Source organism: Micromonospora musae (assembly GCF_003626635.1).
GTDB lineage: Bacteria > Actinomycetota > Actinomycetes > Mycobacteriales > Micromonosporaceae > Micromonospora > Micromonospora musae.
Genome location: NZ_RAZT01000006.1, coordinates 15,923 through 40,858, shown reverse-complemented (window position 1 = coordinate 40,858; position 24,936 = coordinate 15,923). Strand labels below are relative to the sequence as shown.

The following is a 24,936-nucleotide window of genomic DNA, read 5'->3' as shown; positions in this document are numbered from 1 at the left end:
AGGAGGTGCGGCGATGCGTAAGGGCGACTGCGCCAGCTGAGACAGCGGCGGAACACGACGGGTGGCCACCGCGAGGTGGCCACCTCCGCGCACATGTTGGAGGACTTCATGCGGATCCAGGGCGTCTACCCGCTCACCATGGGCCAGCTGTCCATGTGGAGCGCCCTCGCGGTGCGCCCACCCGAGCAGCTCTGGGAGTCCAACCTGGAGGCGACGTGGCCGATCCCGGCCGGCGTCACCGAGGCGCGGGTCCGCGACAGCCTGCGAGTGCTGGCGGCGCGGCACGAGTCGCTGCGCACCGTCTACCGCCCCGCCGACGACCCCGGTGACCTGCGCCAGGTGGTCCTTGCCGACCCGCTCGTGCGCTTCACGCCGGCGTCGCTCCGGGAGCCGTTCGACCTGACCGCCCAGCCGGCCTGGCGGGCCTGGATCCACACCCCCGACGAGGGGCCGGCGCGGGTGCGTCTGCTGATCCACCACATCGCCGCCGACGGGGCCGCGCTCCGGATCCTGGAGTCCGACCTGCACGCCCTGCTGCGCGGTGAGCCGCTCGGCGCCGCCCCCGCACCACGAGAGCTGGCCGAACGACAGCGCGGCACCGCGTTCCGGAAGAGGCTGACCGCGGCCGGTGAGTACCGCCGGCAGACCCTGGCGGCCGCGCCGCGGGCAGCGGCGTCGCGCGGCCCGCTACTGCGGGCGCTCTTGCACACGGGGGTCCCGTACGACGCGGCCCGCCGCGCGGCGCAGCACCTGCAGGTGACCCTGCCCAACCTGCTGCTCGCGGTCTACACGCAGGCACTGGCCGCCACCACGGGCACGGCTGAGCAGCTGCTGTGGCAGCTCGCCGCGAACCGCCTCGACCCCTCGGTACGGCGGCTGGTGTCGTCCATGACCCAGTGGGTGCCCACCGTGGCCTCCTGCGATCCGGACGGTCCGCTGGGCCCGCCGGCCCGGCAGGTGAACGTCGCGGCGGTACAGGCGATGCGGCACGGCGTGTTCGACCCGTTCGCCGTGACACCCCAGGACTTCGACCACGGCAGCTACTTCACCTTCATCCCGGCGCCGGACGACGCCGACCCCACGCCGACCGAGGTCACGCCCGCACGCCTGGAGTGGCTCGCGCCCCGCGCCCACAGCGGGGCCAGCTTCTACCTGGTCGCCAAGGCGTACCCGACGGTGCAGCTCACCCTGCGGGTGATGCGCCACGGGTACGGGCGAGCCGACGCCGAGCGGTTCCTCACCGCCATGACCGACCTCCTGCACCGCGCCGTCGAGGAGGCGCGATGAGCGGGAGCCTGTGGCGCAACCGCGACTTCATGGTGCTCTGGTCGGGCCGGACCCTCAGCGAGGTCGGCGACGCCGTCTCGCTGCTGGTCATCCCGCTGCTCGCGGTCACCGTCCTGGACGCCTCCGCGGTGGAGGTCGGCATCCTCAGCGCCACCCGGATGGTCGCCTACCTCTTCCTCTCCCTGCCCGCCGGCGTGTGGGTGGACCGGATGCGCAAACGCCGGGTCATGGTGATCTGTCACCTCGTCCGGGCCGGGCTCGTGGCGACCGTCGCCGTCGGCGCCTGGACCGGCTGGGTCACGATGGCGCACCTCTGGATCGTGGCGCTGCTCTCCAGCGTCTGCACCGTGCTGTACGAGACCGCGCACCAGAGCTTCCTGCCGGCGGTCGTTCCCGGCGGTCAACTGCTCGACGCCAACGGCAAGCTCGCCACCACGTACTCGGTCTCGCAGATCGCCGGCTACAGCGCGGGCGGTCTGCTCGCCTCGGTGCTCGGGGTGGCGCGTACGGCGGGCATCGACGCGCTCGCCTACCTGGTCAACGCGGTCTCGCTGCTCTTCGTCCGGCGTGCGGAGGAGCCACCGGCCGCGACGCGGCGGCGGGACTTCCGCCGGGAACTCGCCGCGGGGTTGGCCTTCGTGTTCCGCCATCCGATCATGCCCAGGTTGGTGGCGGCGTCGGCGTCGCTCAACCTCTTCAGCCAGATGATCTTCGCCTTGGGCGTGCTGTACCTGGTGCGGGACCTGCACCTGAGCGAGCAGATGGTCGGGCTGGTGTTGGCGCTGACCACCCTGGGCGGGATCGGCGGCGGCCTGCTCTCCGCGCGGCTGGCGCGCCTGGTGGGCACCGCCCGGATCATCTGGGTCGCGCCGCTGGCGCTCGGCTGGACGGTGCTGCTCGTACCGGCCGCCCGACCGGGGTGGGGTCCGGTGGCCTACGCCGTCGGCATGGCCGGGCTGGGCGCGCTCTTCGCCATCTACAACGCGGCGGCGGTCAGCTACCGGCAAGGGGCGTGCCCACCCGAGCTGCTGGGGCGGATGACCGCCTCGGTCCGGTGGGTGATCTTCGGGGTGATGCCGGTGGGTGCCCTCACCGGCGGTCTGCTGGGCGACTGGCTGGGGGTACGGCCGACGCTGTGGATCGCGGCCGCCGGAGTGTGGGCGTCCGGCCTGTGGCTCTACTTCTCACCGCTGCGGCTGCGGCGTGACGTGACGGACGAGGCCAACCCGACAGCCGTTCACGGGGTGTCACCGCAGCCGCCGGCCGCACCCGAGCGGGTGTCCATCGAACCGGCCGGGAAGGCCACCGGAGGAGGACGACGTGCATGACCAGCCGTTCGGGCAGCGCATCCTGTCCTGGGCGGGCGGGCCGGCGGAAGCCGACCGGTTCGTCGCCCTCGGCGGGATCCGGCTGCCGGCGGAACCCGACCCCGCCGCGCTGCGGCACGCCCTCGACGCGGCCGTCGCCCGGCACCCCGTGCTGGGGCAGGGGCCGGTTCCGCTGCGGACCGTCGAGGACGTGTGGGCCGCCGCGGCGGCCGGCCGGTACCCGCCCGACGCGCGGTGCCTGCTCTGGGCGTACCTGGCCGGTACCGAACTGCTGCTCGTGGCGCACCACAACGTCACCGACCCGTGGTCGATGCGGCTGCTCGTCCGCGAGGTGCTGAAGCCGGGCTGCGGTCCGGCGCCCTCCTACCTCGACAGCGCCTCCACGCACCCACCCCACCGGGTCGCGCGCTTCGCGCCGTTCTGGAAGCGGATGCTCACCGACGTGCCGGCCCTCGCGCCGGGCGGTGGCGGCGACGTCGGCACGGCGGAGGTCCGGGCGCCGAGCGGCATCACCCAGGCGCGGGCCGGGGCGGTCGCCCGGGCCGTACGCAGCACCCCGTTCGTCGTCCTGTTCACCGCGTTCGCCCGAGCCCTCGATCAGCTGCGCCAGGGTGACGCGGTCGTTCCGGTGCTCACCCACGGCCGGCGCAGATCCGACTGGGACACCGTGGGGCTGTACATGAACGTGCTGCCGGTGCGGCTCGCCACGTCGACGGTGGGCGCGGTGCACAGCGCGTTCGCCGAGGCGTACGCCAACGAGATCCCGTTTCCGCTGCTGCTGGACGCGGTGCCGCAGGCCGAGGCGCTCTTCACCGAGGGCGGGCCGAGCCTGGCCCAGTTCGAGGTCATCCAGGTGCCGGCCGGCGGCGGGATCGAACCGCTCACCATTCCGCCCGGGCTCGGACTGGGCGGCCCGGTGCTGCCCGTCAACGGGCTGACGTTCTGGCTCGAACCGGGCGCGGGCGGCGCCTACACCGTCTGCCTGCGCTACCACCGTTCCTACCGGGAGGCCGAGATGCGCGCGTTGATCGGGCGGTTCGTCGACCGATGGGAGGAGATCGATGCCCACGCGACCCGAGCTTGAGGCGATGCTGACCCGGCTGTGGAGCGAGAAGCTGAACATCACCCCGGTCGGCGTCGAGGACAACTTCTTCGCCCTCGGCGGCGACTCGCTGCTCGCCGCCGACCTGCTGATGGACCTCTACGACCGGCTCGGCGTCGAGGTCGACGCCGCGGTGCTCTTCCTCAAGCCGACCATCGCCGAGCTGGTCGACGAGGTACTCGCCGGATGAGAACCCCGCCGTGCGGTCACACCCGCCCCCCGAACCGGTTCGACCTCGCCGACCCCGACCTCTACGGCGCCGGCGGTCCGCACGAGCTGTGGCGGACGCTGCGTCGGCGGGACCCGGTCCGCTGGCAACCGGTCGAGGGGCGCTCTGGCTTCTGGGCGGTCACCCGCTACCCCGACGCCCGAACCGTCCTGAACGACCACGCCCGGTTCACCTCCACCGGCGGCGTGATGCTCAACATGCTCGGCCGCCCCGAGCCGGCCCAGAACCAGCAGTTCGCGGCGAGCGACCCGCCGCGGCACAGCCTCATCCGCGGGCCACTGCACCACCAGATGACCACCCGGGCGGTGGCCCGGCACGCACCCGCCATCCGGTCCTTCGTGCGCGAGATGCTCCGCCCCGCCGACGGAGTCCTGGACTTCGCCGAGCTCACCGCCACCCTGCCACTGGCCTTCCTCGGGCCGCTGATGGGCATCCCCGCCACGGACTGGCCCGACCTCGCCCGGTGGGTGTCCATGTCGGTGGCCGAACACGACCCGGACGTCATGCTGGCCGACGGCCCCTCGGCGACCCTCGACCGAGGGCACCGGCAACTCTTCGCCTACCTGCTCAACCTGGTGCTCGATCATCGGCGACGCCCGCGCGGCGACCTGGTCGACGTGCTCGGCTCGATGCCACTGCGCCCCGGCGCGGTCGTGGCGAACTGCTACAGCCTCCTGCTCGGCGGCAGCGCCGCCATCCCGCACGTGCCCCGCGCGGCCCTGGCCGAACTGATCCGCGTCGGACGGTACGAGCACTGGGCCCGGCAGCCCGAGCGGATCGATCGCGCGGTGGAGGAGGCCCTGCGGTTCACCTCGCCGGCCGGGCACTTCATGCGCCTGGCGACCCGGGACACCACCGTCGGGGACGTGCCGATCGCGGCCGGCGACGCCGTCGTGGTGTGGCTCGGGTCGGCGAACCGTGACGAGGCCGTCTTCGCCGACGCCGACACGCTGACCCTGGGCCGCCACCCGAACCGGCACCTCGCGTTCGGCGACGGGCGGCACTACTGCCTGGGCGCGGCCGTGGCCCGACTGACGCTTCGAATCTTCTTCGAGGAGCTCTTCGCCACCTTCGTCTCCTTCGAACCCGTCGGCGACGTCGAACACGTACGGTCGAACTGGCTGGGCGGTATCAAGCGGATGCCGGTCGAGGGCCGGCGACGATGATCCCCGACGCGCTCGCCGCCCAGCTGAGCGCCCGCCGGGACGCGCCGGCCGTGGTGGATCCGGAGCAGACCCTGACGTACGCGGACCTGGACGGCCGCAGCGGCGCGGTCGCCGCCCACCTCCGCCAGCGGGGGGTGGCCGTCGGCGAGCCGGTGATCGTGCACACCCGGCTGTCGCGCTGGGCCGTCGTGGCCATGCTCGGGGTGCTGCGGGCGGGAGCGCGCTACGTCCCGGTCGACGCGGCCTTCCCGCCGGCCCGCCGGGAGCTGATGGCCACGGCGAGCGGCGCCCGGGTCACCCTCACCGAGGAGCTGCTGGCGTCCCTGCCCCCGACCTGCTCGCCCTGGCGGGACGGGCCCGACGCCTACACGATGTTCACCAGCGGGTCGACCGGCGAGCCGAAGGCGGTCACCGTGTCACGGGCCGCGCTGAGCTACTCGACCCGCGCCCGGCTGGACTACTACGACCTCCCGCCGAAGCGGTTCCTGCTCTGCTCGTCCATCTCGTTCGACAGCTCCGTGGCCGGCATCTACTGGACCCTGTGCAGCGGCGGAACACTGATCATTGCGACCGACCGGCCGTTCGACGTGCGGGCGCTGGTCCGCGCCGGCGACGCGCACCGGCCCACCCACACGCTGATGGTCCCGTCGCTGTACCGGCTGACGCTGCGGTCGCCGATGCGCAGCCTCTCCACCGTGATCGTGGCCGGTGAGACCTGCCCGCCCGGCCTGGTCGACCTGCACTACGAGCGGATGCCGCAGGCGACGCTCTACAACGAGTACGGCCCCACCGAGTGCACCGTCTGGAGCACCGTGCACCAATGCGCGGCAGGGGAGGATCCGGTGCCCATCGGCAGGGCGATCCCCGGCACCACGATCTCCATCGAGGACGGTGAGCTCTGCGTCTCCTCGCCCGGGGTGGTCTCCGGAGCGGCGGTGTACCGCACCGGTGACCGGGTCAGCATGGGCTCGGACGGTCTGCTCCGATACCACGGGCGGATCGACGAGCAGCTCAAGGTCGGCGGTGTGCGCATCGAACCGGCCGAGATCGAACACGCCCTGATGTCCCACCCGGCGGTGCTCCTGGCCGGCGTCGCCGTTCCCTACCAGGGTGTGGCGTACGTGGTCTGCGCCGAACCGGTGGACCAGCGGACGCTGCGCGCGCATCTGCTCGACCGGCTGCCCGCCGTGGCCGTGCCCACCGTGTTCGAGCGGGTGCCACGGCTGCCGAGCCTGCCCAACGGGAAGCTCGACCGGGGTGCCCTGAGCCGGAACGGCCGACCGGGGGAGCGCCACGATGAGCCGTCCGGCCATAGTTCCGCCGATCCGCAGAATTGCGACAGACAGGTTACATCGACGTCATGCGATTCTCGGGAGGTACGTCCCGACGGCTCGACCCACCGCCCGGATTGGCCGCACCCCAGATGACGACCGAGGAACCCATCCCCGCCGCACCTACCGACATCGGCGTCGCGGCGAGCGCCGCATACCGGCGCACCGCCCGGATCGACGAGCTGCGCGCCACCGAGTACCGACACCTCGACCGCGACGGCCAGGTCTACCTCGACTACGCGGGCGCCGGGGTGGCCGCCCGCGCGCAGGTCACCGCCCACCACGACCGGCTGCTCACCGGCCTGTACAGCAATCCGCACTCGGAGAACCCCACCTCCGAGGCGGCCGGATCACTCATCGACTCGGCCCGGCGTACCGTGCTCGACTTCTTCCACGCCGACCCGGGCGAGTACGCGGTCATCTTCACCCCGAACGCCAGCGGCGCCTGCCGCCTCGTGGCCGAGTCCTACGCCTTCGGGCCCACCAGCCCGCTCGTACTGACCTGGGACAACCACAACTCCGTCAACGGCATCCGGGAGTACGCCCGCGCCGCCCACGCGCCGGTCCGCTACGTACCGGTGAGCGGACCGCAGCTACGGGTGGCCGAATCCGACGTGGCAGCGGCGCTGACCGCCGGCCGAAGCCGCCCGACCAGCGGTTCGGGGCTGTTCGCGTACCCGGCGCAGAGCAACTTCACCGGCGTGCAGCATCCGCTGGGCTGGGTGGAGCTGGCCCGACAGCACGGGTACGACGTGCTGCTCGACGCCGCCGCGTTCGCCCCGACGAACCGGCTGGACCTGAGCGCCGTCCGCCCGGATTTCGTCTGCCTGAGCTGGTACAAGCTCTTCGGCTACCCCACTGGCGTGGGGGCGCTGCTCGCCCGGCGCGACGCGCTGGCCCGGCTGCGCCGCCCCTGGTTCGCCGGTGGCACCATCCGCGCCGTCAGCATCCAGGGCGACTGGCACCAGCCGATGCGCGACGAGACGGGGTTCGAGGACGGCACCCTCAACTTCCTCAGCATCCCCGACGTGGAGTTCGGGCTGCGCTGGCTCGACGCGATCGGGGTCGAGCTGATCCACACCCGGGTCGGACTGCTCACCGGTTGGCTGCTGGAGCAGTTGACCGCGCTGCGACACCGCAACGGCCGGCCGCTGGTGCGCGTCTACGGACCGCCGACCGGGGACGCCCGAGGCGGCACCGTGGCGCTCAACTTCCTGCACCCCGACGGCTCGCTCGTCGACGAGCGGCTCGTCGCGGTCGAGTCGTCGGCGGCCGGCTTCGCCCTGCGTACCGGCTGCTTCTGCAATCCGGGCTCCGCCGAGGCGGCCTTCGGGATCGACCCGGGTCTGCTGCGCCGGGCGATCCTCACGCACGCCGAGACGATCGACCAGCACCTCGCCACGCTGCGGCTGCCGACCGGCGGGGCGGTACGCATCTCCTTCGGGCTGGCCTCGACCGCCGCCGACGCCCAGCGGTTCCTCTCCTTCGCCGAGTCGACCTACCTGGACCGAAGCGGCCGGGCCGACATCCGGCTGGCGCCACGGATCCGCTGCTGACCACGGTCACCTCTCGTCATAGACGGATCTTGAGCCTCCTCCGTCCCTGCCCGCGTCAGGACCAGGACCGTGCGCGTTCGAATCGCGCGCGCAGGCCGGTTCGCGGTCCGCGCCCGCTTCGGACCGGGCGGTAGAGTCCCGACGGCTGGCCGGACGGGGGAGGACCGGCCAGCCGATCGAGGGGGAGAACGTGCTGCACCTGAGGGTGATCGCGACGCCGGATCAGTCGGCGGCGGTCACCGATCTGCTGGCCGCCGAACGTGGCGTGACGCATCTGGTGGTGCTTCCGGGCGCCGCCCGCCAGCCCGCGGGTGACCTCATCACCTGCGATGTGGTCCGGGAAAGCGCGGACGGCGTGTTGCAGGGCCTGCAACGGCTGGGCGTGGAGGCGCAGGGCGGCATCGCAGCCGACGACGTCGAGCTGACCATCTCTGTGGCCGCCGACCGGGCGGCGCGGGAGGCGCCCGGCAGCGGCGCCGACGCCGTGGTCTGGGACGAGATCGCGGCGAAGACCGGTGAGCAGACCGAACTGAGCGGCACCTACCTGGTCCTGATCATCGTGGCCACCATGATCGCCGGAATCGGGGTGCTGCTCGACCAGCCGATCCTCATCGTCGGCGCGATGGTGGTCGGCCCGGAGTTCGGGCCGCTCGCAGCGATCTGCGTGGGGCTGCTGCGTCGCCGGTTCGACACCGTGTGGCGGTCGCTTCAGGCCCTCGTGGTGGGTTTCCTCGCCGCCATGGTGGCCACGGTGCTGAGCACCTGGGCGCTGACCGCCGTGGGCCTGGTCAACCGGGCGATGCTGCTGGCCGATCGTCCGCTGACCGATTTCATCTGGCGCCCGGACGCGCTCTCCTGGGTGGTGGGCCTGCTCGCCGGAGTCGCCGGCATGCTCTCGCTCACCTCGAAGAAGTCCGGGAGCCTCGTCGGTGTGCTGATCTCGGTCACGACGGTCCCGGCGGCCGCGAACGTCGCGGTCGCCGGCGCGTACGGCGTCTGGGACGAGGCGGGCGGCTCGGCCCTCCAACTGATCATCAACATGTGCGCTATCGTGCTGGCCGGGCTGCTCACCCTCGCCGTGCAGCAGCTCTGGTGGTGGAACCTGGCCCGTCGTTCGCGGCGTCGGGCCGGTGCCTGAGCAGGACCCGCGGCGGCGGATCGTCCCCGTCGTGCCCGGCCGCGCCGACGATCAGCGGTGTGGTGCGGTGCGGGGCTGGGCAAATGGGCGCTGACCCCGACCCAGCCACCAGGTGAGCGGGTTGTTCCAGAGGTGTCCACGATCCGGAAGTCGTTCGCAGGCTCGACACGGCGGGGCAGGCGCTGACCGCCCTGCCCACACACTGGAGGAGACCATCGTGATTACCACTGCCGACGAGGAACTCCTGCGGCGTGCCATCGCCGTCGCGGCGCACGCCGTCACCCTGGGCGACGCCCCCTACGGCTCCCTGCTGGCCGGTCCGGACGGCGCGATCCTCGTCGAAGCCCACAACACGGTCCAGCGCGACAACGACATCAGCGCCCACCCCGAGTTGAAGCTCGCCCGCTGGGCGGCCCGCGAACTCGACCCGGAGACCGCCGCCCACACCACCATGTACACGAGCTGCCAGCCGTGCGGCATGTGCACGGGCGGCATCGTCCGCTCCGGACTCGGCCGGGTCGTCTACGCGTTGGCGACGGATCAGCTCGTCGAACTCAACCCGGCCTCGGGCGCCTGGCCCGCAGTGGCCCAGGACGGCCCGGCCCTCTTCGACGAGGCGCGCGTCCCGATCGACGCCTTCTACCGGCCCTGAGCGGGGGCGGCACCCGTCCTGCCGACCAGCGCACGCGTCGGCCGACCCCGCCGGAGTCGGCGGGGCCGAGCGGCGCGCTCCGTCGGTCAGGTCACCGCTGATCCGGGTTGCCTTGGGCGAGGCGGGAGATATGGTCCCACTTCTCGAGTCCGGCGAGGCGGCCGGCGTACTCGGTGCGCAACACGTCGAGTCCGTTGGTGCCGAAGAGCACGCGCAGGGGCGGATTCGGGGTGTCGGCGAGCGCGAGGATCGCTTGGCCGGTGGCGGCCGGGTCTCCAGCGGTGAACCCCGCGGACTCCGCGTAGAGAGCTTCGCGGGCATGGGTGTACGTGGGGGTCGACGTGGCCTGTGGTGAGTTCGCGGCCAGGCCGGTGGGGAACATGATCGGTTCGATCAGGGTGACGTGGATGTCGTAGGCGGCGACCTCGGCGGCCAGCGCCTGGCTCATCGCCTCGATCGCCCACTTCGTCGCCTGGTAGATGCCCATCGTCGGGTAGGCGATCAGGCCCCCGAGGGAGGAGACCTGCATGATGTGGCCACGGCGACGCCGGCGCATGCCGGGCAGCACGGCGCGGGTGGTCCAGAGCGTGCCGAAGTAGTTGACGTCCATCTGCGCGCGGGCCTGCTCGGGGGTGACCTCCTCCACCGCCCCCATGAGCATGTGCCCGGCGTTGTTGACCAGTACGTCGATACCACCGAAGCGCTGCTCGACCTCGTCGACCGCGGCGTCGACGGCGGCGCGGTCGGTGACGTCCAGCTGGATCGCGAGCACCCGGTCGCCGTAGCGATCGGTCAGCGGTTTGAGTGTCTCGGCGTCGCGCGCGGTGGCGGCGAGGTTGTCGCCGCGTTCCAGGATGGCTTCGGCCCAGTGGGCGCCGAACCCGCGGGACGCGCCGGTGAGGAACCAGGTGGACATGGTGCTGCTCCCAAGATCGGTCGGATCGGTCGTGATCCAGCCTGCGAGCTTCCCGGCGGCCTTGGCAGAGTGAGTTTCACTCTGCCTAGGCGTATGCGGGCGCGCAGACTGGAGAGGTGGATGCCGCCCTGCTGGCAGAGTTCCTGAGGATTCGCCGGGCCGCGCTGAGCCCCGGCGAGGTCGGCCTGCCGGCGGCCGGCCGGCGACGGACCCCGGGGCTGCGACGCGAAGAGGTCGCCGCGCTGGCCGGGATCTCGACCGACTACTACACCCGGCTCGAACAGCGGCGGGCGAGCGCCGTGCCGTCCGAGGCCGTGCTCCGGTCGCTGGCCCGGGCGCTACGGCTCAGCCGGGACGAGCGCGACCACCTCTACCGCCTCACTGGTCACCCTGTTCCCGAACGCCAAACGGACGATCAACATGTCGCCCCGGCCTTGCTCAGCGTCCTCAACGCGCTGACCGACATCCCGGCTCAGGTGATGACCGATCTCGGTGAGACCCTCGTGCAGAACAATCTGGCACGCGCCGTCTTCGGTCCGAACACCGGCGGCGGGCCGGAGGCGACCTTCATCTACCACTGGTTCCGCGAGCCCGCCGCACGGGCCGGCTACCCCGTCGAGGACCACGCCGCGGAGTCCCGCGCGCTGGTCGCCGATCTGCGTGCCGCGGTGGCACGCCGCGGTGATGCGCACGCCCAGTTGCTGGTCACCCGCCTACTGGCCGAGAGTCCGGAATTCGCGGCGCTCTGGAAGCTGCACGACGTCGCCGTGCTGCGCCGGCGCGAGAAGCGGATCCGGCACCCCGAGGTCGGACTGCTCGAATTCGACTGCCAGTTCCTCGTCGACGAGGCGCGCTCGCACATCCTGGCCCTCTTCTCGCCGCTGCCGGGAACCGCCACCACCGAGCGGCTCACGCTACTGGCCCTGGCCCAGGCCCACGATCCACTGGGCAGCACGACGAGATGAAGCCGCGACAAGAGCGCCGGCCGACCGCCTGATCCCGGGGCGGTTCCGTCCCCGGCCGCCCTCAGGATCGCCACGCCGGCGAACCGGGACAGCTCCGAACGGCAAGGCGATCGACCATGGCCAAGAGCGACTCCTGGAGCGGACCGGCGCTCACCGACGGATGCCCGCTTCTGCCGCCGATCGGGCGCCACGGGACGCGGCCCAGGTCAGGAAGCGGTAGTAGTGCAGCCCGGTCGACGACTCCTGCCAGCCGTCGAGCCGAAGCCGGGTGGACAGAACACCCCTTAAGCCGCAGAGCATGTGAATTAACTACTTATGGCGTCCTGTGGAACAGATGTTACGAAATCCGGAAGTTCCTCTTGTTTGGTATGAATCCGCCTAACGTTCGACATGGCTCGTCCTCCGGAGCCCGACCAGAAGGAGTGAGGAACATGTCGTCGAGGTTTTTGACCAAGCTCGCCGGCGGGGTGGTGCTGGGTAGCGCCGCCCTGCTGCTCGCTGCGCCCGCCACCGCGCTCGCCGCAGCCGACGAAGAACCCAAGGAGCCCAAGGCCTCGAGCCAGGGGCAGGAGTCGAAGAAGAAGTCACACGAAGAGCCCAAGACGTTCAACCTGAAGGACAAGGAGGGCAACGGCGTCACCTGCGCGACCACCGAGCAGGCCAACGAACAGAACATCTCCAATATCGTCAAGGACAACACCATCACGAACAGCATCGTCAGCTTCCACCTGTCCGCGGCGCAGTCGGCGTCGAACGAAGTCAGAACCCAGCCCAACAACATCGTCGTCTGCATCCGCGACATCGACGTCGACGTGGACGTGAAGACCGATCTGCTCAGCGACCTCCTCGCGATGGTCCAGGCCGGTCTCGGCGAGGCTGGCTCGGTGGCCAACAACGCCTCGGCGCCTGTCGGCGCGTACGCGGGTCCGGACGGAGCCTGGGTGTTGCCGAAGACGGCCGGCGTCGCGGCCGGTGACGGTGGCTCCCTCTCCGACACCAACACCGGTGCTCTGACGGCGGTCGGTGCCAGCATGATGGGCGTGGGCGCGCTCGGCGGCATCGCACTGCTGCGTCGGCGGTCCGCCAATGGCACAGTCGCCTAAGGCGGCCAGGAGCGCCAGCGGCCGCCACGGTTTCCCGTGGCGCGCCGCTGGCCTCTTCCTGGTCGTCCTTGTCACGCTCAGCGGAGCAGGATTGGTCGGCCTCGCGGCCCTGACTCCCGATCCGGTCCCGCCGCCACAGCCCGACCTCGCCGCCGCACCGCCGTCCCTGCCCTCACCGTCGGCGGACGAACCCACCACACCAACCGCGACGCCCACACCGACGCCGACGCCGACGCCGACGCCGACGCCGACGCCGAGCAAAGCCAACGCCTCACCGACCACCGGGGCGGCTCGCGGCGAGGCGCGCAGTGTCCACGGCTTGCCGACGGTGGCCGGGATGCCGCGATCGCAACCCACCCGCATCAAGATCCCGCGGATCGGCGTTGACGCCCCGACGAGTCCGGTCGGCCTGGACCGGAATCAGCAGATCGCGGTCCCGCCGTTGAACCAGCCCAAGACGGCCGGGTGGTACAAGCTGGGACCAAGTCCCGGCGAGATCGGGACCGCGGTGGTGGTGGGCCACGTCGACTCACGCGCCACCGGCCAGGCAGTCTTCTTCCGCCTGGGTGCCCTGAAACCGAAGGACACCATCGAAGTGCTCCGCACAGACGGCAAGAAGGCCCGTTTCATCGTCGACGGCGTGGCCCGCTACCCGAAGAAGCAGCTCCCGCTGAACCAGGTCTACGGTCACACCGGCAAGGCGCAGCTACGCGTGATTACCTGTGGTGGCGACTATGACAAGAAAGCGAAGTCGTACAAAGACAACATCGTGGTGTTCGCTACCCTAGCCACCGGCCCTGCCAAATGAGGCCTTGCGCCGTCGTGCCGCGCTGCCAGCACCTCAGTGAGATGGAGGAGCGTGGCGGCGAGCGCTGAAGCGGATCTCCTCGTCGGCTGTCGCCAGACCGTCCAGCCCTCGTGATTCCCGGCGAGGGGATCCGCGGCTGATTCTGAGGAGGGCGACCGGGCGGCGTACGACCAACTGCCGACGTCGCATCCGGCGAAGCGCACGAGCACCAGCAGTTCGAGCTGAAGCGTGACGACTACGGCACGGCCGAGAGTGCAGCCGCTGGTCGCACGCCGACCCCGCATCCCCTGAGTCTCAGTCCAGTCGCTGACCTCGGTCCCAGGTCAGGAAGCGGTAGTGCAGCCCGGTCGACGACTCCTGCCAGGCCCCGACGGAGTCCGGCGAGCGCCCGACGTCGGGCGCGTACGTGTCCCCGTCGAAGTGCTCGCGGATCTCGGTGACCACGATCCGGTCCGCGAGCGGCAGCGCCGCCCGGTACACCGCCGCGCCACCCATCACCCAGACGTCGCCGGACGTCGCGGCGAGCGCTCGCGGAAGGTCGGGGAAGGTCTCCACCCCCTCCTGCGGCGTACGCGACAGCACGAGGTTGCGCCGGCCCGGCAGCGGCCGGAACCGCGGCGGTAGCGACTCCCAGGTCCGCCGGCCCATCAGCACGGTGGCGCCCGAGGTCAGCTCGCGGAAGTGCTTCAGGTCCTCCGGCAGGTGCCACGGCAGCGCGCCGTCGCGGCCGATCACGCCGTTGGCCGACTGCGCCCACTCGACCCCGATCACACCGCCACCGGTGCCTTGATGCCGGGGTGCGGGTCGTAGCCGTCGAGCGCGATGTGCTCGTAGGTGTAGTCGAAGAGGCTGTCGGCCGGCTTCAGGCTCAGGGTGGGGAACGGCCGCGCCTCGCGTGCGAGCTGCGTGCGGACCTGCTCCTCGTGGTTGTCGTAGATGTGGCAGTCGCCGCCGGTCCAGACGAAGTCACCGACCCCGAGGCCCACCTGCTCCGCGATCATGTGGGTCAGCAGCGCGTAGCTCGCGATGTTGAACGGCACGCCCAGGAAGAGGTCGGCGCTGCGCTGGTAGAGCTGGCAGGAGAGCCTGCCGTCGGCGACGTAGAACTGGAAGAACGCGTGGCACGGCGGCAGCGCCATTCGGGGGATGTCGGCCACGTTCCAGGCGGAGACGATGATCCGCCGGGAATCCGGATTCTCACGCAGCGTACGCAGCACCTCGCTGATCTGGTCGATGTGCCCGCCGTCCGGGGTCGGCCACGAGCGCCACTGCACGCCGTAGATCGGGCCGAGATCACCGTCCGGGGCCGCCCACTCGTCCCAGATCGTGACGCCGTTCTCCTGAAGCCACCTGGCGTTCCCGTCGCCGCGCAGGAACCACAGCAGCTCGTACGCGATCGAGCGGAAGTGCACCTTCTTCGTCGTGATCAGCGGGAAGCCGTCGGAGAGCCGGTAGCGCAGCTGGTGACCGAAGATCGACTTGGTGCCCGTGCCGGTGCGGTCCTCCTTGCGGGTGCCCGTGGCAAGGACGTGGCGGAGCAGATCTTCGTACTGGGTGTCCGGCATACCCGCGAGCCTAGCGCTGGCCTCCGGTGCCACGATCACGTCCTCCGCCCGGCGTCAAGTCACGAGTCGATCACGTAGCGCTCACCTGGGCGGTGTTGCAGTCGCGGCCAGGGCGGCGCGCAGCCGGACGCAAGCCTGCGGGTCCAGCCCGTCGAGCCGGGCGAGCGCCTCCCGCCAGTGCCGGCGCGCCACTTCGCCGTGCCCGAGACCCGCATGGGCGTTGCCCAGCATCTGCAGCGCCAAGCCCGTGCCCCGCTGATGCTCGTAGCGTCGGCAGATCTCCAGCGACTCGCCCGCGCGGAGAATCGCCGCCCGATGGTCGCCGGCGGCCAGCAGCGTCTCGGCGAAGTTGACCAGCGCCTGCGCCTCACGTAGCGGATCCGTCCCACCGTCGGCGACAGCCAGTCCCGCCTCGTGGCAGGCGACGGCCCGCGGGAAGTCGTCGAGAGCCCGGTACACCAGGGCCAGGTTGTCGAGCACCGAGCCTTCCTTGTGCCATTGACCGAGTTCGCGACGGATGACCAGCGCGGCCTCCAGGTGCTCCAGGGCGCCGGTCAGGTCGCCTCGGTCGCGCAGCGCGTTCCCGAGGTTGTTCAGGATGGCGGCCTCGCCGCTGCGGTCGCCGAGCTCGCGCTGGACCCCCAGGCACCGCTGCAGCAGCGGGATCGCCTCGTCGAGCCGGCCCTGCCGCAGCATCGACACCGCGACGATGTTCAGCCCGGAGGCCTCGCCCGAGCGGTAGCCGTGTCGACTCGCCGCCGTCACGGCGAGCTGACCGAACTGTTGCTGCTCGGCGATGTGACCGGCGTAGTCGAGGAACTTGGCGGCCACCAGAGCCAGGTCGCTGACCTCGGTGAGGGTTCGTCCGGCCGCCGTCTGCTGGTGGGCTATCAGCAGCAGGTTGGTGTGCTCCCGCTCGAACCACGCCCACGCGTCGGCGGTGTCGCCGAGCGGCGGGCCCGGACGCGCCGCGGCGACCGGCTTGCCGATGCCGAAGGTGTCCTGCGAATAGAGCAGCCGGGCGGCGTGGACGGTGGCCGCGAGCAACCACGCGGTGAGGCGGCCGAGCGCCTCCTCCCGGTGGGTCGGAGCGTCGACGGCGTGAGCCCGTTCCCGGGCGTAGAGCCGGACGATGTCGTGGAACCGGTATCGACCACCGCCGGCCGACTCGATCAGGTACGCGTCGACAAGCGCGTCCAGCGCCCGCTCCGCATCGGTCACCGGCAGGTCGGCCAGCGCCGCGCAGCCGTACGACGTGAAGTGCGTCCAGTCCGGCAGCGCGGCGAGCCGGAAGAGCCGGGCCGCCAGCCGGCGCTCCGGCTGCGGCGCGTCCTCGAACGCCTGGTAGCCCAGGTGCAGGCTGGCCCGCACGGAGAGGTCGCCGACCTCCAGCACGTCCAGCCGGAGTCCCTCGTCGTCCATCCGCTCGGCCAGCCCGGTGAGTGGGGCGTCCGGCCGGGCCGCCGCGCGGGCGCCGACGATCCGCAACGCCAACGGCAGCCCGCCGCAGCGGCGTACCACCGTCGCGGCCGCGGCTGGCTCCGCCCGCACTCGTTGCGCGCCGGTCAGCCCGGTCAGCAGGGCGAGCGCCGCGTCGTCGGGCAACGGTTCGAGGCGGATCCGCGACGTCGTGTCCAGGTCGGGGAGCATCCACCGGCTGGTGATGATCGTGGTGCACCGGGGACCGCTGGCCAGCAGGGGCCGGACCTGCGCCGCCGACGCGGCGTTGTCGAGAACCACGAGCACACCGCGCTCGGCGGTCCAGGTGCGCAGCAGCGCCGACGCCTCGTCGAGCGACGCGGGGGCGCTCGGCGCGCCCAGCGCGCGGAGGAATCGGCCCACCACGTCCGCAGGTTCGGCCGCCGCGATACCGGCGGCGGCTCCCCGCAGATCGGTGTAGAGACAGCCGCCGTCGTAGCGTCCGGCGATCTGGTGCGCGACGTGCAGGGCGAGTGCGGACTTGCCGACGCCGCCCGCCCCTTCGACCAGGCAGACCGCCGCGTCCGCCTCCGTCGCGGCGAACAGCCGGCCGACCTCCGCCGATCGGCCGATCATCAGCGGCGGTGCCGGGGGCAGTTGATACGGGGCAGGCGCCTCGATGGCGTCGTCGGCGGACTGCGTCTCGGCGGCGATCGGCCACGGCGACCTGTGCGGTGTGGCCCGGTCCCGCCGGTCAACCGGTCCGTCGGTCGGCCTGCCGCGCTGACCGGCGTACGGGGTCGTCGCGCCACCGGGGACCAGGCGTAGGGCGGCGGAGCCCTCGGTCTGCGGTGCCGGCCGGTCATCCTCGGTGAGCGGCGCGACGGAGCCCCCGGCCGTGGTGAGGCGGGTGGAACGGCCGGTCGGGGAGGGGGCGGGCCGGCCTGGCGGGCCTGCGGGCGTGGCCGTCGGAGGCGTCGTCGTCGTACGGGCTGCCGCCAACCGGCCCCAGGCGGCGAGCCACGCCGTCACGCGGTCCTCCGGTAGGTCGCACGCCCGCAGCAGGGCCGACACCAGATCGCGGCGGGGAAGTGTCGCCCGGCCGAGCATCGTGGCCAGGGTGCTCGCCGGCAACACCGCCCCGTCGCGTTGGGCGCGGCGGGCGATCTCGCGGTAGGCGAGGCCGGACTGGTCGCGGACGCGACGCAGCAGCGTGACGTACTGCTCAGGGCTGGTCGCGGTGGTCGGGTCGACGCCGAAGTCGGCCGCCGTCATGAGCACCCTCACGTCAGAGGTAAGCGCCCGGAAGCGGGGGAGTGCCGGGCGGTCTGCCAGGGGCGTCAAACGGTACAGGCCAACGCGAGCGATGAATACCTCCCATTCCACAGTGGACGAAGGTTGCTGCGCCGGGGGCGGCGTCAGCACGACCCTCGCTTGTGGATCATTGCCCGATTCCGCAGCGAAACGGGATGTTACGTCGAGCGACCCACCGACTTTCCACGCTGATCTTCTAACTATCCGCGATTCCGACATGACTTTTGGTTGACCGTGGAATAAGTCGTCGTTACCGTCGACGCATGTCTATGGCCGATCTGGCAACGGCATCCGATGGGCTCGAAACCAAGCAGCGGACGCTGCGCGTGGCGATCGTCGGCGCGGGATTCATGGGGCAGGTGCACGCGGAGGCCGCCCGGCGCGCCGGGGCGAGCGTCGTGGCGGCGGTCGCCTCGCGTCCCGATCGCGCCGCCGCGGCGGCTTCCGCGATCGGCGCGGCGAACGGCTACCCCGACCTGACGGCGCTGCTCGACGACGCCGAGATCGACGTGCTGCACGTGTGCACGCCCAACGCGTCGCACGCCCCGGTCGCCGCCGCCGCGCTCGCCGCCGGCGTGCACGTCATCTGCGAGAAGCCGCTGGCGACCGGGGCCACGGAAGCCGCGGCTCTCGAGGCGGCCGCCGCCGATCGGGTGGCGACCGTGCCCTTCGTCTACCGCTTCCATCCGATGGTCCGCGAGCTGCGGGCCCGGCTGGCCGCCGGCGAGGCCGGTGTCGTCTCCAGCGTGACCGGCAGCTACCTGCAGGACTGGTTGTCCCGCCCGTCCGACGACGACTGGCGGGTCGACGCCGCGCTGGGTGGGCCGTCACGGGCCTTCGCCGACATCGGCTCACACTGGTGCGACCTGTTCGAATTCGTCACGGGCGACCGGATCGCCCGGCTCTCCGCCCGCACCGCCGTGGTGCACGAACGGACCCGTGGGGACCGTGGCCCGACCGAGGACGTCGCCTCCGTGCACTTCCTCACCGCCGCCGGAATGGTCGGCACGTTGGTGGTGTCGCAGGTCGCCGCCGGTCGCAAGAACCGGTTGCAGCTGGAGCTCTCCGGCGCCGACGCGAGCTTCGGCTTCGACCAGGAGGACCCGGAGCGGCTCTGGGTCGGCCGGCGTGACGGCGGGCAGACACTGCTGCGTGACCCGGCGACCCTGCACTCCTCCGCCGCACGCTACGTCCGGCTGCCCGCCGGGCACGCGCAGGGCTACCAGGACTGCTTCGACGCGTTCGTCGCCGACACCTACCGGGCGGTGCGCGGCGAGGCCCCGGACGGGCTGCCCACCTTCACTGACGGCCTGCGTGCCGTGCGGATCACCGACACGGTGCTGGCCTCCGCGACCTCCGACGGCGCCTGGACAGAGGTGCCGACATGACGTCCGACGCGACGCCCCGGGTACGACTGAGCGCGATCACCAAGTCCTTCCTCGGCGTACCCGTGCTGCACGGAGTGGACCTGGACCTGCGCGGCGGCGAGGTGCACGCCGTGATGGGTGAGAACGGTGCGGGCAAGTCCACACTGCTCAAGGTGCTCGCCGGGGTGCACCGGCCCGACAGCGGCACCATCGAGGTCGACGGCGAAGCGGCGTCCTTCGCGGGCCCGACCGACGCGCAGCGGGCCGGCATCGCGATCATCCACCAGGAGTTCACCCTCTTGCCGCACCGCAGCGTCGCCGAGAACGTCTACCTCGGTCGCGAGCCCGTGCGCCGCATGCAGGTCGACCGGCGGCGCATGGTGGCCGACACCCGCAAGCTGCTCGACTGGCTCGGTGAGGACGGCATCGACCCGACCGACGCCGTCTCCTCGCTCTCGGTCGCCCAACGCCAGGTCGTGGAGATCGTCAAGGCGCTCTCGACCGACGCGCGGGTGCTGGGCATGGACGAGCCGACCGCCGCGCTCGCCGATCACGAGGTCGAGCTCCTCTACGACCTGGTACGCCGGCTCCGCGAGCGGGGCATCGCCATCCTCTACGTGTCGCACCGCATGCGCGAGGTGTTCGATCTCTCCGACCGGATCACCGTGCTCAAGGACGGCCGGTTCGTCACCTGCGCCCCGACCGGCGAGCTGACCCCGGACGACCTCGTCCGGCACATGGTCGGCCGCGAGCTCGGCGACTACTACCCCGACCGGGCCGCCCCCGAGGACTTCGGGCGCGTCCGCCTCGCGCTGCGCGACGCCGGCAACGCCCGGGTACGCGACCTGAACCTGGAGGTACGCGCCGGGGAGATCGTCGGACTGGCGGGGCTGCAGGGCTCCGGCCGCTCGGCGCTCGCCCGCGCGGTGTTCGGCGTCGAACCGTTCACCACCGGCCGGATGGAGGTGGACGGGGCGGCGCAGCGGGTCACCCGGCCACGCACCGCCGTACGCCTCGGGATCGCGCTGGTCACCGAGGACCGCAAGGGCGACGGCCTCGCGCTTCGCCAGTCCGTACGCGACAACACGCTGCTGGTGCGTCGCGCGGCGCTGCGCGGCCCACGCTCGCGCGCCCGTCACGACGTGCCGTCGCTGCTCGACCTGGTCACCGTGGTGGCCCGCGGCGAACACCAGGAGGTGCGCTTCCTCTCCGGCGGCAACCAGCAGAAGGTCGTCCTCGCCAAGTGGCTCGCCGTCGAACCGAGGGTGCTGCTCGTCGACGAACCGACCCGCGGCATCGACGTCGGCGCGAAGCGCGCCGTGCACGAGCTGCTGCGTGACCTCGCCAAGCGCGGGGTGGCGGTCCTGATGATCTCCTCGGAGCTACCCGAGCTGATCGGCATGAGCGATCGCATCCTCGTCATGCACGCCGGCGCGCTCGCCGGCGAACTACCCGCCGGCGCGAGCGAGGGGGACGTGATGGCACTCGCCACCGGGCACAGGGCCGGGGCGGCGGCATGAGCACCGTGCAGCAGCGCACCGCCCCGGCCGGACCCGCGGCTGCCCGACCCGCGCTACGCCTACGGCTCACCCCGGTCGTCGTCGTTTACCTGGCGCTCGTCACTCTGCTCGTCGTCGGCAGCGTGCTCGTCGGGCTGCGCGGCGAGGTCCTGCTCGACCAGGCCGGCATCCTGAACATCCTCACCCGCTCCACCGCGCTCGGCCTCGTCGCGATCGGGCAGACGATGGTGATCCTCACCGGCTCGCTCGACCTCTCCGTCGCCTACCTGATCGGCCTCACCTCGCTGATCGCGGCGGAGACGATGGCCGGGCAGAACGGCATGATCGTCCCCGGCGTCCTGCTCGCGCTCGCCGTGGCCGCCGCCGTCGGCCTCGTCAACGGGCTGGTCATCACCGTCCTCAAAGCCAACGCGTTCATCGCCACGCTCGGGGTGGCGCTGATCCTGCGCGGCTACCTCGAGAACAACTACACCGGCCCGGCCGGGGACGTTCCGCGCGGCTTCCAGCACCTCGGCTACGACCGGATCGGCCCGCTGCCCGTCGCGGCGCTGCTCATGCTCGCCGTCGCCGCACTGGCCTGGTGGTACCTGTCACGGACCCGCCCCGGCTACCACATGTACGCCGTCGGCGGTGACCTTGAGGTGGCCCGGCTCTCCGGAGTGCCGACCCGCCGGGTCGTCGTCACCGCGCACGTGCTCTGCTCGCTCGCCGCGGGCCTCACCGGGATCTACCTGGCGAGCCGGCTCGGCTCCGGCGCCCCGTACGTCGGCACCGACGCCGGCTACGACCTGGAATCCATCGCCGCGGTCGTGCTCGGCGGAACGCTGCTCGCCGGTGGCCGCGGCGGTGTCATCGGCACCATCGGCGGCGTCCTCATCCTCGCCACCCTCGACACGATCTTCGACGACCTCGAGGTCGACCCGTTCTTCAAGGACGTCGTGCGCGGTGTCGTCCTGGTGACCGCGGTGGCGCTCTACGCGCGTCGCATGATGGCCGATCGCACCCGCGGGAGGTTGACGTGACCTGGCGGCCCCGCCTCGCCGAGGGCACCGCACCGGTGCTCGTCGTCCTGCTCCTGCTCCTCGTCGGCCTCGCGATCGTCGGCCCCGCCTACGACGAACCCTCCGGGTACCTGGCGCTGCTCAAGCGGGCCGCGCCGCTGATGATCCTCGCCATCGGGCAGTACTTCGTCATCGTCTCCGGCGGCTTCGACCTCTCGGTCGGCGCCCTGGTCACCGCCGGGGTGGTGATCGCCGCCCGGCTCATCGACGGCGACGAGTCGGCGACTACCCCGGTGATCCTGCTGGTGCTCGGGTTCGGTGTGCTGGTCGGCCTGCTCAACGGGCTGATCACGACGAAGCTGCTGGTGCCCTCGTTCATCGTCACGCTCGGCATGCTGCTCGTCCTCGACGGCGCGACGTTCCTCTGGACCGACGGTGCGCCCCGCGGCGCGCTCTCCGCCGGGTTCCGGACCTTCGGACGCGGCGCGCTGGACGTCCCGCTGCTCGGCGAGATCCCGTGGTCGGTGCTCATCCTGCTGGCGATCCTGGTGGCCGCGGCGCTGTTCATGCGCAGCGGCACCGGCCGGGCGCTGGTCGCGGCCGGTGACAACGAGGCCGCCGTGCGGATGTCCGGTGGTCAGGTCGACCGCCTCCGGCTGCTCGGTTTCGTCCTCTCCGGGCTGCTCGCCGCGGTCGCCGCGATCCTGCTGGGTGGTTTCGCCGGCGTCTCGGCGCAGGTCGGCAGCGGCCTGGAGTTCCGGGCGATCACCGCCGTCGTGCTGGGCGGCGTGCTCCTCGGCGGTGGGCGTGGGTCGGTGGTCGCGGCCGCCGCCGGCGCCCTCTCCCTGGAGGCCCTGTTCACGCTGCTGAACCTGCTCGGTGTCAGCGGCGCCCTCGAATCGGCCGTGCAGGGCCTGATCATCATCGCCGCCGTCGCCTACGCCTCTCTCGGCGGCGGCCTGCGGCAACGGCTGCGGTTGCGGCCGAAGCAGTGCAACACCGTGCAACCCGCACCCTCCTGACGTCCCTCGACTGGTAAGGAGAACACGAATAATGACCAAGAGATGGGCCCTGCTGGCCGCGGCGGGCGTGCTCGCGCTCGCCGGCTGCTCCAGCGACCTGCCCGAGGACTCGAACCCCGGCGGCGGGTCGTCCGGATCCGACACCCGCAAGTCGGAGTTCTTCGACCAGGCCGAGTACGACCGGCAGCTCAAGTTCCGCGACGCCACCCCGCAGGGCCCCGAGGGCAAGCCGTGGGAGCAGATGCTCGAACCGGAGATGGTGGACACCACGAAGTTCGCCAAGACCGGCGGGAAGTACACGCTCTGCTTCTCCAACGCCGCCGTGGACAACCCGTGGCGGCAGGTCGGCTTCAAGACCATGCAGCAGGAGGTGAAGCTGCACCCGGAGATCGGCGACTTCGTCGTGCTGGACGCCGAGGCCAAGGACGACAAGCAGATCAGTGACATCCAGTCGCTGACCGGCCGGAACTGCTCCGCGATCATCATCTCGCCGAACACCACCGCCACCCTGACGCCCGCCGTCGAGCAGGCCTGCGGGACCGGAGTCCCGGTGATCGTCTTCGACCGCGGCGTCAACACCAGCTGCCCGGTCACCTTCATCCACCCCATCGGCGGCTTCGCCTTCGGCGCCAACGGCGCGGAGTTCCTGAAGGAGAAGGTCAAGCCGGGCGGCAAGGTCCTCGCCCTGCGCATCCTGCCCGGCGTCGACGTGCTCGAGCAGCGGTGGGCCGCCGCCAACGAGATCTTCGCCGGCAGCGAACTCGACGTCGTCGGTGTGGAGTTCACCGACGGCGACGCGGCCAAGACCAAGAGCATCGTGGCCGACTACATCCAGCGCGAGGGTGAGATCAACGGCGTGTGGATGGACGCCGGCGCGACCGCCGTCGCCGCCGTGGAGGCGTTCCAGGACGCCGGCGTCGAGGTGCCCGCGTTCGTCGGTGAGGACCAGCAGGACTTCCTGCGGCTCTGGGTCGACGAGGGCCTGAACGCTGTCGCCCCGACCTACCCCACCTACCAGTGGCGCACCCCGGTCATCGCCGCGGTGAAGATCCTCAAGGGCGAGCAGGTGCCGAAGGAGTGGGTGCTGCCGCAGCCGCGGATCACCAGCGACAACGTCCGGCAGTACGTCCAGCAGGAGATGCCGCCACTGCACTACGCGATGTGCGGCTGCGAGACCATGCCCGGCTACCCGGGGCCGTGGAAGTGACCGAACGTCCACTCGGCGTCAACACGTGGGTGTGGACCTCACCGTTGACCGACGCGACCTTGGCCGCCCTCGCGGCCAAGGTCGCGGGGTGGGGCTTCGACGTGCTCGAACTCCCGGTCGAGAACCCGGACGACTGGGATCCGCGCCGAGCCGCGCGGGTGCTCGCCGACCACGGTCTCACCGCCACCGTCTGCCTCGTCATGCCACCCGGCCGGGAACTCGTCGCGACGGACCCGGCCACCATCCGGTCCACCCAGGACTACCTGCGGCACGTGGTGGACGCCGCCGCGACGGTCGGCTCGCCGGTGATCGCCGGGCCCGCGTACGCCTCGGTCGGGCGCACCTGGCGGCTCTCACCCGGCGAGCGGACGGCGGCGTACGCGCAGCTGCGGGAGAGCCTCGCTCCCGTCCTCGACCACGCCGGCGCGTCCGGTGTCCGGGTGGCCGTCGAGCCCCTCAACCGTTACGAGACGAGCCTGCTCAACACCATCGACCAGACCCTCGAAGCGATCGGGGAGCTGCCGCACTGCGGTGTCGCGCTCGACCTCTACCACCAGAACATCGAGGAGACCGACATCCCGGCGGCGATCCGCGCGGCCACGGGCCGGGTCGCGCACGTCCAGGTGTGCGGTAACGACCGGGGCGCGCCCGGCGCCGACCACCTGGACTGGCCGGCCATCCTCGCCGCGGTCGACGACGCGGGCTACCCCGGCCCGCTCTGCATCGAGTCGTTCACCGCGGAGAACGCGACGATCGCCACCGCCGCCTCCATCTGGCGGCCACTGGCCGCGAGCCAGGACGCGATCGCCGTGGACGGCCTCACGTTCCTGAGGACGGTGATGCCCTAGCCCCACCACCGGCTCCACAGCAGCCCGGCGGCGCCGGCACGCCGCACGGTCTCGACCACAACAGAACCTCACGTCCCAGGGAGGAACCACCC

The 24,936-nt window shown here is 71.8% G+C and carries 22 protein-coding genes; 18 read left to right on the top strand and 4 right to left on the bottom strand.

Annotation, left to right across the window (positions count from 1 at the left end):
* The first annotated feature begins 75 nt into the window (after positions 1-75).
* The 9 genes from D7044_RS12840 to D7044_RS12800 all read left to right on the top strand — a co-directional run bounded on the left by D7044_RS12840 (position 76) and on the right by D7044_RS12800 (position 9,789).
* On the top strand, positions 76-1,287 hold the full coding sequence (locus D7044_RS12840) for a condensation domain-containing protein (protein ID WP_120688970.1): 1,212 nt from the start codon (positions 76-78) through the stop codon (positions 1,285-1,287).
* Complete coding sequence (locus tag D7044_RS12835; RefSeq protein WP_120675820.1) at positions 1,284-2,615, top strand: MFS transporter; 1,332 nt, start codon at positions 1,284-1,286, stop codon at positions 2,613-2,615. Before D7044_RS12840 ends, D7044_RS12835 begins: the two co-directional genes overlap by 4 nt.
* On the top strand, positions 2,608-3,699 hold the full coding sequence (locus tag D7044_RS12830; protein ID WP_120675822.1) for a condensation domain-containing protein: 1,092 nt from the start codon (positions 2,608-2,610) through the stop codon (positions 3,697-3,699). The genes D7044_RS12835 and D7044_RS12830 overlap by 8 nt, the downstream gene beginning before the upstream one ends.
* Positions 3,677-3,907 carry a phosphopantetheine-binding protein gene (locus D7044_RS12825; RefSeq protein WP_120675824.1) on the top strand — a complete coding sequence of 77 codons (231 nt, stop codon included), beginning with the start codon at positions 3,677-3,679 and terminating at the stop codon, positions 3,905-3,907. Before D7044_RS12830 ends, D7044_RS12825 begins: the two co-directional genes overlap by 23 nt.
* Positions 3,904-5,112 carry a cytochrome P450 gene (locus tag D7044_RS12820; RefSeq protein WP_120688969.1) on the top strand — a complete coding sequence of 403 codons (1,209 nt, stop codon included), beginning with the start codon at positions 3,904-3,906 and terminating at the stop codon, positions 5,110-5,112. The genes D7044_RS12825 and D7044_RS12820 overlap by 4 nt, the downstream gene beginning before the upstream one ends.
* Complete coding sequence (locus D7044_RS12815) at positions 5,109-6,539, top strand: amino acid adenylation domain-containing protein (RefSeq protein ID WP_120688968.1); 1,431 nt, start codon at positions 5,109-5,111, stop codon at positions 6,537-6,539. Before D7044_RS12820 ends, D7044_RS12815 begins: the two co-directional genes overlap by 4 nt.
* The gene (locus D7044_RS12810) at positions 6,536-7,999 is read left to right on the top strand and encodes an aminotransferase class V-fold PLP-dependent enzyme (protein ID WP_120688967.1); all 1,464 of its coding nucleotides are present in this window, start codon (positions 6,536-6,538) and stop codon (positions 7,997-7,999) included. The genes D7044_RS12815 and D7044_RS12810 overlap by 4 nt, the downstream gene beginning before the upstream one ends.
* 190 nt (positions 8,000-8,189) lie before the next feature.
* Positions 8,190-9,137 (top strand): DUF389 domain-containing protein, encoded by a 948-nt coding sequence (locus D7044_RS12805; protein WP_120675832.1) that lies wholly within the window; start codon positions 8,190-8,192, stop codon positions 9,135-9,137.
* 217 nt (positions 9,138-9,354) lie between these two features.
* Complete coding sequence (locus D7044_RS12800) at positions 9,355-9,789, top strand: nucleoside deaminase (protein ID WP_120675834.1); 435 nt, start codon at positions 9,355-9,357, stop codon at positions 9,787-9,789.
* A 91-nt stretch (positions 9,790-9,880) separates the two neighbouring features.
* On the opposite strand, the gene D7044_RS12795 is transcribed toward D7044_RS12800, so the two are convergent.
* Entirely contained in the window at positions 9,881-10,705 is an 825-nt protein-coding gene (locus D7044_RS12795) for an SDR family NAD(P)-dependent oxidoreductase (protein WP_120688966.1), read from the bottom strand.
* Between the two features lie 116 nt (positions 10,706-10,821).
* Between D7044_RS12795 and D7044_RS12790 the strand changes: the two genes are divergently transcribed.
* The 3 genes from D7044_RS12790 (at position 10,822) to D7044_RS12780 (ending at position 13,581) form a co-directional block, all read left to right on the top strand.
* A complete protein-coding gene (locus D7044_RS12790) occupies positions 10,822-11,670 on the top strand; it encodes a helix-turn-helix transcriptional regulator (protein ID WP_120688965.1) in 849 nt (282 codons plus the stop codon).
* A 431-nt stretch (positions 11,671-12,101) separates the two neighbouring features.
* Positions 12,102-12,773: a hypothetical protein gene (locus D7044_RS12785; protein ID WP_147434644.1), complete on the top strand. Its 672-nt coding sequence runs from the start codon at positions 12,102-12,104 to the stop codon at positions 12,771-12,773.
* Positions 12,757-13,581: a class F sortase gene (locus D7044_RS12780; protein WP_120688964.1), complete on the top strand. Its 825-nt coding sequence runs from the start codon at positions 12,757-12,759 to the stop codon at positions 13,579-13,581. The genes D7044_RS12785 and D7044_RS12780 overlap by 17 nt, the downstream gene beginning before the upstream one ends.
* 294 nt (positions 13,582-13,875) lie before the next feature.
* On the opposite strand, the gene D7044_RS12775 is transcribed toward D7044_RS12780, so the two are convergent.
* The 3 genes from D7044_RS12775 to D7044_RS12765 form a co-directional block, all read right to left on the bottom strand.
* Entirely contained in the window at positions 13,876-14,352 is a 477-nt protein-coding gene (locus D7044_RS12775; RefSeq protein WP_120688963.1) for a dihydrofolate reductase, read from the bottom strand.
* Positions 14,349-15,146 (bottom strand): thymidylate synthase, encoded by a 798-nt coding sequence (locus D7044_RS12770; RefSeq protein WP_120688962.1) that lies wholly within the window; start codon positions 15,144-15,146, stop codon positions 14,349-14,351. Before D7044_RS12770 ends, D7044_RS12775 begins: the two co-directional genes overlap by 4 nt.
* Positions 15,147-15,227: 81 nt before the next feature.
* Positions 15,228-17,840 carry a tetratricopeptide repeat protein gene (locus D7044_RS12765; protein ID WP_120688961.1) on the bottom strand — a complete coding sequence of 871 codons (2,613 nt, stop codon included), beginning with the start codon at positions 17,838-17,840 and terminating at the stop codon, positions 15,228-15,230.
* A gap of 302 nt (positions 17,841-18,142) precedes the next feature.
* Between D7044_RS12765 and D7044_RS12760 the strand changes: the two genes are divergently transcribed.
* Genes D7044_RS12760 through D7044_RS12735 form a run of 6 tightly spaced genes read left to right on the top strand, consistent with a single transcriptional unit; the run spans position 18,143 to position 24,844 of the window.
* Entirely contained in the window at positions 18,143-19,267 is a 1,125-nt protein-coding gene (locus tag D7044_RS12760) for a Gfo/Idh/MocA family protein (protein ID WP_199716601.1), read from the top strand.
* Positions 19,264-20,766, top strand: coding sequence for a sugar ABC transporter ATP-binding protein (locus D7044_RS12755; protein WP_120688959.1), 1,503 nt, complete (start codon positions 19,264-19,266; stop codon positions 20,764-20,766). The genes D7044_RS12760 and D7044_RS12755 overlap by 4 nt, the downstream gene beginning before the upstream one ends.
* Positions 20,763-21,788 carry an ABC transporter permease gene (locus D7044_RS12750; protein WP_120688958.1) on the top strand — a complete coding sequence of 342 codons (1,026 nt, stop codon included), beginning with the start codon at positions 20,763-20,765 and terminating at the stop codon, positions 21,786-21,788. The genes D7044_RS12755 and D7044_RS12750 overlap by 4 nt, the downstream gene beginning before the upstream one ends.
* Complete coding sequence (locus D7044_RS12745; RefSeq protein WP_120688957.1) at positions 21,785-22,789, top strand: ABC transporter permease; 1,005 nt, start codon at positions 21,785-21,787, stop codon at positions 22,787-22,789. The genes D7044_RS12750 and D7044_RS12745 overlap by 4 nt, the downstream gene beginning before the upstream one ends.
* A gap of 31 nt (positions 22,790-22,820) precedes the next feature.
* Entirely contained in the window at positions 22,821-23,996 is a 1,176-nt protein-coding gene (locus D7044_RS12740; RefSeq protein ID WP_120688956.1) for a substrate-binding domain-containing protein, read from the top strand.
* Positions 23,993-24,844 carry a sugar phosphate isomerase/epimerase family protein gene (locus D7044_RS12735; protein WP_120688955.1) on the top strand — a complete coding sequence of 284 codons (852 nt, stop codon included), beginning with the start codon at positions 23,993-23,995 and terminating at the stop codon, positions 24,842-24,844. Before D7044_RS12740 ends, D7044_RS12735 begins: the two co-directional genes overlap by 4 nt.
* Positions 24,845-24,936: the final 92 nt, after the last annotated feature.

What these genes read in the sequence shown, in the direction of transcription:
- D7044_RS12835 (WP_120675820.1), top strand. Translation starts at nt 1,284, where the DNA reads ATGAGCGGGAGCCTGTGGCGCAACCGCGACTTCATGGTGCTCTGGTCG.
- D7044_RS12825 (WP_120675824.1), top strand. Translation starts at nt 3,677, where the DNA reads ATGCCCACGCGACCCGAGCTTGAGGCGATGCTGACCCGGCTGTGGAGC.
- D7044_RS12820 (WP_120688969.1), top strand. Translation starts at nt 3,904, where the DNA reads ATGAGAACCCCGCCGTGCGGTCACACCCGCCCCCCGAACCGGTTCGAC.
- D7044_RS12815 (WP_120688968.1), top strand. Translation starts at nt 5,109, where the DNA reads ATGATCCCCGACGCGCTCGCCGCCCAGCTGAGCGCCCGCCGGGACGCG.
- D7044_RS12810 (WP_120688967.1), top strand. Translation starts at nt 6,536, where the DNA reads ATGACGACCGAGGAACCCATCCCCGCCGCACCTACCGACATCGGCGTC.
- D7044_RS12795 (WP_120688966.1), bottom strand. Translation starts at nt 10,705, where the DNA reads ATGTCCACCTGGTTCCTCACCGGCGCGTCCCGCGGGTTCGGCGCCCAC.
- D7044_RS12785 (WP_147434644.1), top strand. Translation starts at nt 12,102, where the DNA reads ATGTCGTCGAGGTTTTTGACCAAGCTCGCCGGCGGGGTGGTGCTGGGT.
- D7044_RS12780 (WP_120688964.1), top strand. Translation starts at nt 12,757, where the DNA reads ATGGCACAGTCGCCTAAGGCGGCCAGGAGCGCCAGCGGCCGCCACGGT.
- D7044_RS12770 (WP_120688962.1), bottom strand. Translation starts at nt 15,146, where the DNA reads ATGCCGGACACCCAGTACGAAGATCTGCTCCGCCACGTCCTTGCCACG.
- D7044_RS12765 (WP_120688961.1), bottom strand. Translation starts at nt 17,840, where the DNA reads ATGACGGCGGCCGACTTCGGCGTCGACCCGACCACCGCGACCAGCCCT.
- D7044_RS12760 (WP_199716601.1), top strand. Translation starts at nt 18,143, where the DNA reads ATGTCTATGGCCGATCTGGCAACGGCATCCGATGGGCTCGAAACCAAG.
- D7044_RS12755 (WP_120688959.1), top strand. Translation starts at nt 19,264, where the DNA reads ATGACGTCCGACGCGACGCCCCGGGTACGACTGAGCGCGATCACCAAG.
- D7044_RS12750 (WP_120688958.1), top strand. Translation starts at nt 20,763, where the DNA reads ATGAGCACCGTGCAGCAGCGCACCGCCCCGGCCGGACCCGCGGCTGCC.
- D7044_RS12740 (WP_120688956.1), top strand. Translation starts at nt 22,821, where the DNA reads ATGACCAAGAGATGGGCCCTGCTGGCCGCGGCGGGCGTGCTCGCGCTC.